The sequence below is a fragment of the Streptomyces sp. URMC 124 genome (assembly GCF_051386455.1).
Lineage (GTDB): Bacteria > Actinomycetota > Actinomycetes > Streptomycetales > Streptomycetaceae > Streptomyces.
Window position 1 is genome coordinate 44,443 of the sequence record NZ_JBPQTS010000028.1, and the last position, 9,134, is coordinate 53,576.

Annotated in this window: 8 protein-coding genes; 1 reads left to right on the plus strand and 7 read right to left on the minus strand. The window is 73.1% G+C overall.

Annotation, left to right across the window (positions count from 1 at the left end; genetic code table 11):
- Positions 1-123 precede the first annotated feature (123 nt).
- The 6 genes from ligA to ACSNOG_RS08610 all read right to left on the minus strand — a co-directional run bounded on the left by ligA (position 124) and on the right by ACSNOG_RS08610 (position 6,768).
- Positions 124-2,430, minus strand: coding sequence for an NAD-dependent DNA ligase LigA (gene ligA, locus ACSNOG_RS08585; protein ID WP_436751955.1), 2,307 nt, complete (start codon positions 2,428-2,430; stop codon positions 124-126).
- An 8-nt stretch (positions 2,431-2,438) separates the two neighbouring features.
- Complete coding sequence (locus ACSNOG_RS08590) at positions 2,439-3,440, minus strand: methionine synthase (RefSeq protein ID WP_436751962.1); 1,002 nt, start codon at positions 3,438-3,440, stop codon at positions 2,439-2,441.
- 56 nt (positions 3,441-3,496) lie between these two features.
- Positions 3,497-4,927 carry an MFS transporter gene (locus ACSNOG_RS08595; RefSeq protein WP_436751956.1) on the minus strand — a complete coding sequence of 477 codons (1,431 nt, stop codon included), beginning with the start codon at positions 4,925-4,927 and terminating at the stop codon, positions 3,497-3,499.
- Between the two features lie 121 nt (positions 4,928-5,048).
- Entirely contained in the window at positions 5,049-5,489 is a 441-nt protein-coding gene (locus ACSNOG_RS08600) for a MarR family winged helix-turn-helix transcriptional regulator (protein ID WP_436751957.1), read from the minus strand.
- Between the two features lie 22 nt (positions 5,490-5,511).
- Positions 5,512-6,210, minus strand: a complete 699-nt coding sequence (locus ACSNOG_RS08605; protein ID WP_436751963.1) for an SDR family oxidoreductase — start codon at positions 6,208-6,210, stop codon at positions 5,512-5,514.
- 18 nt (positions 6,211-6,228) lie between these two features.
- Positions 6,229-6,768 (minus strand): TIGR00730 family Rossman fold protein, encoded by a 540-nt coding sequence (locus ACSNOG_RS08610; protein ID WP_436751958.1) that lies wholly within the window; start codon positions 6,766-6,768, stop codon positions 6,229-6,231.
- Between the two features lie 208 nt (positions 6,769-6,976).
- Between ACSNOG_RS08610 and ACSNOG_RS08615 the strand changes: the two genes are divergently transcribed.
- Complete coding sequence (locus ACSNOG_RS08615; protein ID WP_436751959.1) at positions 6,977-7,573, plus strand: hypothetical protein; 597 nt, start codon at positions 6,977-6,979, stop codon at positions 7,571-7,573.
- Between the two features lie 59 nt (positions 7,574-7,632).
- Here the strand turns inward: ACSNOG_RS08615 and mnmA are convergent, their stop codons facing one another.
- A complete protein-coding gene (mnmA, locus tag ACSNOG_RS08620; protein WP_436751960.1) occupies positions 7,633-8,790 on the minus strand; it encodes a tRNA 2-thiouridine(34) synthase MnmA in 1,158 nt (385 codons plus the stop codon).
- Positions 8,791-9,134 lie beyond the last annotated feature (344 nt).

Consider the following 9,134-nt stretch of genomic DNA (forward strand, 5'->3'; position numbering starts at 1 on the left):
TACTCCGCTGGGGTGGCGACCGGTGTGCGAACCTGCCTTCCGGGTGGCGGCGCCGCTTTGCGTGGGGCGCGTGACGGCGTGGGTGGCGGGGGGTGCGGAGGGGCTACCCGCACCCCCTGCCCGCTACGCCTTGCCGTGGTCGCTCTCGTCCTCGCCCGCGCCCCCGCCCGCTCCCGCGCCCTCTTGCGGGACGGCCGCTTCCCGCGCAGCATCGGGCCCTTCGGCGAGGAGCACGGCGAAGCCGTCCTCCTCCAGGACGGGGACCTTCAGCTGCATGGCCTTGTCGTACTTGGACCCGGGGTTGTCGCCGACGACCACGAAGTCCGTCTTCTTCGACACCGAGCCGGTGACCTTGGCGCCCTGCTGCTGCAGCGCCTCCTTGGCCGCGTCGCGGGTGTACGAGGAGAGGGTGCCGGTCACCACCACCGTCAGGCCGGCCAGGGGGCGCGGGCCTTCGTCCTCCCCGGCCTCCTCCTCCATCCGGACGCCGGCGGCGCGCCACTTCTCGATGATCTCGCGGTGCCAGTCCTCGGCGAACCATTCCTTGACGGCGGCGGCGACGATCGGGCCGACGCCTTCGACGGCGGCCAGCTCCTCCTCGCTCGCCTCGGCGATGCGGTCGACGGAGCGGAACTCACGGGCGAGAACCGCGGCCGAGACCGGGCCGACGTGGCGGATGGACAGCCCGTTGATGACGCGGGCCAGGGGCCGCTGCCTGGCCGCCTGGATGTTCTCCAGCATGGCCAGGGCGTTCTTCTTCGGCTCGCCCTTCTGGTTGGCGAAGAAGGTGACGACCTTCTCCTCGCCCGTCTTCGGATCGCGCTTGGGCAGGCCGGAGTCCGGGTCCACGACGTAGGACTTGATGGGCAGCAGCTGTTCGATGGTCATGCCGAACAGGTCGCCCTCGTCCCGCAGGGGCGGCTCGGCGGGCTCCAGCGGCTGGGTGAGCGCCGTGGAGGCCACGTACCCGAGGTTCTCGATGTCGAGGCACTGACGGCCGGCGAGGTAGAAGAGGCGCTCGCGGATCTGGGCGGGGCAGGCGCGGGCGTTGGGGCAGCGGAGGTCGATGTCGCCCTCCTTCATGGGCCGCAGCGGCGTGCGGCACTCGGGGCACTCCGCGGGCATCACGAACTCCCGCTCGGTGCCGTCCCGCAGGTCCACCACCGGGCCGAGGATCTCGGGGATGACGTCGCCCGCCTTGCGCAGCACGACGGTGTCGCCGATGAGGACGCCCTTGGCCTTGACGACGTCCTGGTTGTGCAGGGTGGCGAACTCGACCTCGGAGCCCGCGACCGTGATCGGCTCGACCACGGCGTAGGGCGTGACCCGGCCCGTGCGGCCGACGCCCACCCGGATGTCGACCAGCTTGGTGTTGACCTCCTCCGGGGCGTACTTCCACGCGATGGCCCAGCGGGGGGCGCGTGCGGTGGAGCCGAGCCGCCCCTGCAGGGGGATCTCGTCGAGCTTGACGACGACGCCGTCGATCTCGTGCTCCATCGAATGGCGCACGTCGGGGTTGCCGTAGTGGGCGATGAACTTCCGTACGGCCGTCAGGTCGCCCACGACCTCCGCGTGCGCCGCGGTCGGCAGGCCCCACTCGCGCAGCAGTCCGTAGGCCTGCGACTGGCGGTCGATGTCGAAGCCCTCGCGGGCGCCGATGCCGTGGACGACCATGTGCAGGGGACGGGTGGCGGTGACGCGCGGGTCCTTCTGGCGCAGCGAGCCGGCGGCCGCGTTCCTGGGGTTGGCGAAGGGGGGCTTGCCGGCCTCCACCAGGGCGGCGTTGAGCTCCTCGAACTTCTCCATCGGGAAGTAGACCTCGCCGCGGACCTCGACGAGGGCCGGGATGCGGTCGCCCTTGAGGCGGTCGGGGATCTCGGCGATGGTGCGGACGTTGGGCGTGATGTCCTCGCCGGTGCGGCCGTCGCCGCGGGTGGCGGCGCGGGTGAGGCGGCCGTGCTCGTAGGTGAGGTTGACGGCGAGGCCGTCGACCTTGAGCTCGCACAGGAAGTGGTACGGCGTGCCGCCGCCGATGTCCTTGGCGATGCGCTCGGCCCAGGCGGCGAGCTCTTCGTCGTCGAAGGCGTTGTCGAGGGAGAGCATGCGCTCGCGGTGCTCGACGGCCGAGAACGCCGTGAAAGCAGCCTCGTACGCCCCGGCGACCTTCTGGGTGGGCGAGTCCGGCGTGCGCAGCTCCGGGTGCTCCTCCTCCAGGGCCTCCAGCGAGCGCAGCAGCTTGTCGAACGCGGCGTCGCTGATGACGGGGGCGTCCTTGACGTAGTACCGGAAGCGGTGTTCCTCGATCTGCTCGGCCAGCAGTGCGTGCTTCTCCCGCGCCTCGGCGGGCACGGCGGAGCCCGCCGCGAGCTCTTCGTCCTGCCGTCCGCCCTGCTGTTCGACAGCCACCGTCTCGTCCTCCCGTTGATCCATGAGCGCCGTCACTCAGGGTTGTCTGCGAGTGATTTCGCCGCCCGGACGCAGTGGTCGAGGGCCGCGCGGGCATATGCGGGCGAAGCGCCCGCGAGCCCGCACGAGGGCGTGACGACCACGGACTCCGCGAGGGTCCCCGGTGCCAGCCCCAGCCTGCGCCACAGCGTCCTGACACCCATGACGCTACCGGCAGGGTCTGACAATGGGCCGTCCGTGCCCGGCACCACGCCCACGAACAGCGCGGTACCCGCCTCCACCGCCTCTCCCACCGCTTCTTCCTCACGCTCGGTGAAGAGCGAGAAATCGAACGAGATGCCTTGGAAGCCGGCCCGGCGCAGCAGCGCGAAGGGCACGCCGGGGGCGCACGAGTGGACGACGGGCGCCTCGCCGGTGGCCTCGCGGGCGACGGTCACCAGGTCGCGCAGGGCGCCCTCGACGACGGCCCGGTCGACGGCGCGGTAGGTGCGGTAGCCGCTGGCGGTGCGCACGTGCCCGGTGAGGACGGCGGTCAGGGAGGGCTCGTCCAGCTGCAGCACGACACGGGCGCCGGGCACCCGCCGCCGCACGTCGGCCAGGTGGCCCCGCAAGCCCTCGGCCAGCGAGGCGGTGAGGTCGCGGCAGGCGCCGGCGTCGCCGAGGGCGGCCTCGCCGCCGCGCAGTTCGAGGGCGGCGGCGAGGGTCCACGGGCCGACGGCGGAGACCTTGAGCGCTCCCTCGTAGCCCTGGGTGTACTCCTCCAGTGCGTCCAGGTCCTCGCCCAGCCAGGAGCGGGCGCGCTTGGTGTCGCGGCCCGGGCGGTCGCTGACGCGCCATCCGCTGGGTTCCACGTGCGCGTAGACGTCCACCAGCAGGCCGGTGGTGCGCCCGATCATGTCGGCGCCGGGGCCTCGGGAGGGCAGCTCCGGCAGGTACGGAAGGGCCTCCAGGGACCCGGTGACGGTCTTCGCGGCCTCGCGGGCGTCGCCGCCGGGCATCGACCCGACGCCGGTGGCCGCACCGGCGCCCCAGATCTTCCCCGCTCCCGGCGGACGGCCACCGGACCCCTGGTCGTTGTTGCTCTTGTCGCTCACGCAGGAAGACTACGGGGCGCGCGGCGGCCGGTGCGCAGGCCGAGCCAGGCGAGGAGCCCGGCCGCCGCGTAGGCGCCCGCGGTCAGCCCGAAGGAGGCCGCCGCGCCCGGGTACCAGCCGTCCGTCGCGGCGAGCACGGCGCTGACGGCGGCGACGCCGACGAGGGAGCCGATCTGGCGGTTGGCGTTGAGCGCGGCGCCCGCGATGCCGGAGTGCTCGGTGCCGGCGGACTCCATGGTGGCGCCGGTCATCGCCGGGGAGGCCATGCCGATGCCGGTGTTGAGGGTGGCGAGGACGGTGGCGAGGACCCAGTACGGCATGCCGGGCGAGACGGTCAGGGCCAGGACGAGGGTGCCGGCGGCGGAGACGGTGAGGGTGACCGCGAGGATCACGCGGTTGCCGATGCGGGGGCCGGCCTTCGCGTAGAGGACGTTGCCGAGGAGCCAGACGGCCTGGACGGGAAGCATCTGCAGGCCGGCCTGCACGGGGCTCGCGCCGCGCGCGTTCTGCAGGAAGAGGCCCAGCATGAACAGTCCGCCGAAGAGGCCGAAGTTGAAGAGGAAGCCGATGGCGTTGGCGGCCGGGAAGCGGGCGTCGGAGAAGAGCGCGCGGGGCAGGACGCGGGCCGCCGCGCGGCGCTCGCGGACGACGAAGGCGGCGCCGGCCAGGGCCGCGACGGCGAGCGGCACCAGCACGCGCGGCGCGGCCCAGCCCAGGTCCGGGCCCTCGATGAGGCCGTAGCTGAGGGCGGCCAGGGCGAGCAGGCCGAGCGCGTGGCCGGCGGCGGCGAGCGGGCCGGGCCTGCCCGGCAGGGGGGCGGTGACGCGGCGGGCGAGCACGAGGCCGAGCAGGCCCAGCGGCAGGTTGACGAGGAAGACGGAGCGCCAGCCGAACGCGCCGACGAGGAGGCCGCCGACGGCCGGGCCGAGCCCCGCGGCCACGGAGACGATCGCGGACCACAGGCCGAGGACGCGGGCCCGCTCCCGTCCGCCGGGGAAGGCGGCGAGGAGCAGGGTCAGCGAGCTGGGCATGAACAGCGCCGCGCCCGCGCCCTGCAGGATCCGCCCCGCGATGAGGACCCCCGCCCCGGGTGCGAGCGCGGCCAGCAGCGAGGCCGCGGTGAAGAGCGCGAGGCCGGCGAGGTAGGTGCGGCGCGCGCCGTAGCGGCCGGCGAGGGAGCCGGCCAGGAGCAGGAGGGCGGCGAAGGCGAGGACGTAACCGCTGACGACCCACGTCAGGCCGGACAGCGAGAGCCCCAGGCCCGCACGGAGCGAGGGGCCGGCGACGTTGATGATCGTGACGTCCAGCGAGGCCATCACGAAACCGAGCGCGAGGGTGAAGATGCCGAGCCCCGGCCGGGCGGGAGGGGACGGCGGGGCCGGGGCGGTGGTGGTGGCGGCCGCGGGGGAACCGGTCTGAGCGATCATGAGAATAGTTAAAGCTGTATCGATTACTCAGACAATCATTACAGCTATAACTTTACGAGAGCTATACGAAAGCCCCCGGGACATCCGCCCCGGGGGCTTCCCCGTGCCCGCGACTCGCGGTCTAGACGCCTTCCAGCGCCCTCGCCAGCTGATCCCGCAAAGCCGCCCGCTCCTCGTGCGACAGGTGGTCCAGCGGCGAATCGCGCCCGATGCGCCGCAGCAGCTCCAGGCGCAACTCCCGCCCCGCGTCGGTCAGGACGAGCCGCTTGGCCCGTCTGTCCTGCGGGTGCGGCTCGCGCACGAGCAGGCCGCGCTTCTCCAGCTTGTCCACCACGTAGGTGACGTTCGGCGGCTCGCAGCTCAGGATCGCCGCCAGCTCGCGCGCCGTCCGCGGCCGCCCGAGCTCCTCCAGGGCCTTCGCCTGGGTCGGCGTGAGGTCGAACTCGGCGCTGCGGCCGCGCTGGTGCGCGTCCATGCGCTTGTTCAGCTCGACGACCAGGGACCGTATCTCCTTGACCGAGCACCCGACGGCCGCCGTGTCCCGCACTGCGCTGCTGCTCATGCCGCCAGCGTACGCCGCCGCGTCAGCGACCGGGCCGGACGGACAGGTCGTTGATCTCCGCGTCGCGCGGGAGGTCGATCGCGAGCAGGATCGTCGACGCGACCGACTCGGGGTCGATCCACTGCGACGGGTCGTACTCCTTGCCCTCCTGCTGGTGCACCTTCGCCTGCATGGGGGTCGCGGTGCGGCCCGGGTAGACGCTGGTGACGCGCACGCCGGCCGCGTGCTCCTCCGCCCGCAGCGAGTCCGCGAGCGCCTTCAGGCCGTGCTTGCTCGCGGCGTACGCGCTCCAGCCGGCGTGGGCGTGCAGCCCCGCGCCGGAGTTGACGAAGACGACGTGCCCCTTCGTCACGCGCAGCTGCGGCAGGAACAGCCGCGTCAGCTCGGCCGGGGAGACCAGGTTGGCGGCGAGCGTGGCGTTCCACGTCTTCGGCGTCAGCTCGCCGACGCCGCCGAGGTCGACGACGCCCGCGACGTGCAGCAGCGTGTCGACCCGGTCGGGCAGCGACTGCTTGTCGAGGGCCCAGGAGAGCCGGTCCGGGGTGGACAGGTCGGCCACGAGCGTGTGGGCGCCGGGGAAGGCGGCGGCCAGCTCCCTGGCCCGGCCGGCGTCCCGCGCGAAGAGGTGGACCTCGTCGCCCCGGTCGAGGAGACGGCGCGCGACCGCCTCCCCGATGCCCGAGCCGGCCCCGGTGATCAGATGTGTTGCCATGGGAGCCAGCTTGCCCTACGGCGCGCGCTACTGCAGACCCGCCGACTCCTCCAGGTACGCCATCGCCCCGAGGCCGTCCTCGGCGAAGAACACCAGCTCGGCCAGGGGGACCGGGAGGAAGCCCTCGTCCTCCATCCGCTGGAACTGCGCCTTGAGGCCGTCGTAGAAGCCGGCCGCGTTGAGCAGGACGACGGGCTTGTCGTGGAGCCCGTGCTTCTTCAGCTCCAGGATCTCCGTCGCCTCGTCGAGCGTGCCGGTGCCGCCCACCATGATGACGACGGCGTCGGCGCGCGCCAGCAACTGCGCCTTGCGCTCGGCCAGATCGCGGGTGACGAGCATCTCGTCGGCGCCGCGCCGGGCCCGCGCGGCGAGGAACTCCACCGTCACGCCCACCAGCCGGCCGCCGCTCTCCTGCACGCCGTCGGCCATGACCTTCATCAGGCCGGACTCCGAGCCTCCCCACACCAGCGTGTGACCGCCCCTGCCGATCAGCTCGGCGAATTCGCGCGCGGGGACGGTGTAGCGGGCGTCGAGGTCGGCGGCGGAACAGAAGACGGCGATATTCATGGACGCCACCGTACGCGGCCGCGGCGGCCCGGCCGCTCTGGGCTGTTTTCGGACCGTTCCTGTCCTCGTTACGGCCCCGTTCGGTTGCGGGTTCGTCACAGGAAGCTGCTTGGTTTGGCGGCTTGTAAGAGCGCTGTTAGCGTGACGTGCACTCGTCAGCCGGGCGTCAACAGGCGCTGTTTCCAGCCAATTATCGGGGGAAGTACCAGTGAAGCTTCGTCATGTCCGCGCGGCCGCGGTCTTCGGAATTGCCGTCGTCGCTCTGACCGGAGCCCGGGGCCACCACGGCGGCGGCTGCAGCGGCGGCAGCTCCAGCCACCACAGCAGCAGCTCGACCTCCGGTGGTACGACCACCACGGGCGGCACGACCGGCGACTCCACCAGCGGCGGACTGACCTCCGGTGGCACGACGTCCGGCGGTACGAGCACGGACGGCGGCCTCACCACGGGCGGGTCCACCACCAGCGGCTCGTCCACGAGCGGGCTCACCTCCGGCGGCACCGGCCGCAGCGGCAGCGCCTCGCGCGACCTCAAGATCCTCAGCTGCGACTACAGCGACGCCCGCGGCATCACCGCGAAGATCTCCGTCACCAACCCCAGCCTGACGGACAACTACACCTACACGTTCTCGGTGAAGTTCACCGACTCGAACGGCACCCTCATCGGCACCCGCAACCGGACCATCCCCTTCGTCGGCCCCGGCAAGACCGACACGCAGGACGTCTCGCAGGTGTACGTGCCGAAGGCGGGCACCAGCGTCAGCGGCAAGTGCGCGGTCGAGAACGTGACCCGCACCAAGTCGTAACGGCACCTCCCCGCGCGCCCGGCGGGGGGGGGGGGGGGGGGGGGGGGGGGGGGCGCGGGTCAGGCGCTCTGCGCCGCCCGCGCCGCCGCGCGCTCGGTGGTCGCGATCGTCGCCGAGCCGACGACGCGCGTGCCGTCGTACAGCACGATCGCCTGGCCCGGGGCCACGCCGCGGACCGGCTCGGTGAAGGCCACCCGCAGCTCGTCGCCGACGAGCTCGGCCGTCACCTCGGTCTCGCCGCCGTGGGCGCGCAGCTGGGCGGTGTACGTGCCGGAGCCCTCCGGGGCCGTGCCGCACCAGCGGGGGCGGATGGCGGTCAGGGCGATGACGTCGAGCGCCTCCACCGGGCCGACCGTCACCGTGTTGTTCACCGGCGAGATGTCCAGGACGTAGCGCGGCTTGCCGTCCGCGGCCGGGTGGCCGATGCGCAGGCCCTTGCGCTGGCCGATCGTGAAACCGTACGCGCCCTCGTGCGTGCCGACCTTCGCGCCCGTCTCGTCGACGATGTCGCCCTCGGCCTTGCCCAGGCGCTTCGCCAGGAAGCCGCGGGTGTCGCCGTCGGCGATGAAGCAGATGTCGTGGCTGTCGGGCTTCTTCGCCACGGCCAGGCCGCGGCGCTCCGCCTCCGCGCGGATCTCGTCCTTCGTGGTGACCGTGTCGCCCAGCGGGAACATCGCGTGGGCCAGCTGCCGGTCGTCGAGCACGCCGAGGACGTAGGACTGGTCCTTCGCCATGTCGCTGGCGCGGTGCAGCTCGCGCGTGCCGTCCTCGTTGAGCACGACCGTCGCGTAATGACCCGTGCACACGGCGTCGAAGCCCAGCGCGAGCGCCTTGTCCAGCAGCGCCGCGAACTTGATCTTCTCGTTGCAGCGCAGGCAGGGGTTGGGCGTGCGGCCCGCCTCGTACTCGGCGACGAAGTCCTCGACGACGTCCTCCCGGAAGCGCTCCGCCAGATCCCAGCAGTAGAAGGGGATGCCGATCACGTCCGCGGCGCGGCGGGCGTCGCGGGAGTCCTCGATCGTGCAGCAGCCGCGCGCGCCCGTACGGAAGGACTGCGGGTTCGCGGACAGCGCGAGGTGCACGCCCGTCACGTCGTGGCCCGCCTCGACGGCCCGGGCCGCGGCGACGGCGGAGTCGACGCCGCCGGACATGGCGGCGAGCACGCGGAGCCCCTTGCGGGGGGCCTGGGGGTCGGGAGCACCGGGGAAGTCAGTCATAACCCCTCCAGAGTACGGGGACGGCTCGCGCCGCGGCTCCCAGGTTTCCCCGGGGCACCCGCCACGGCGGCCTCCGTCCTCGCCGGACCCGGCACGCCCCTTCCGCCGCGACGCCGGCCACCACGACAGTTTCATCCCGCCGCGACGGCGGACCACCACGACGATCGTGACCGGCGGTGCCGGACCCACCCGAAGCCGCTCGGCACCGCCGGGGCGCGCCGCTTCGGTTTCTCGCCGCTGCGGCGGAAGGAGCCTGCCGAGCCGGCGCTCCTCGCCCGCCGCGGCGGAAAGACCGTGCCGGCCCGGCCTCTTTCCCCCCGCCGCGACGGCGGACCACCACGACG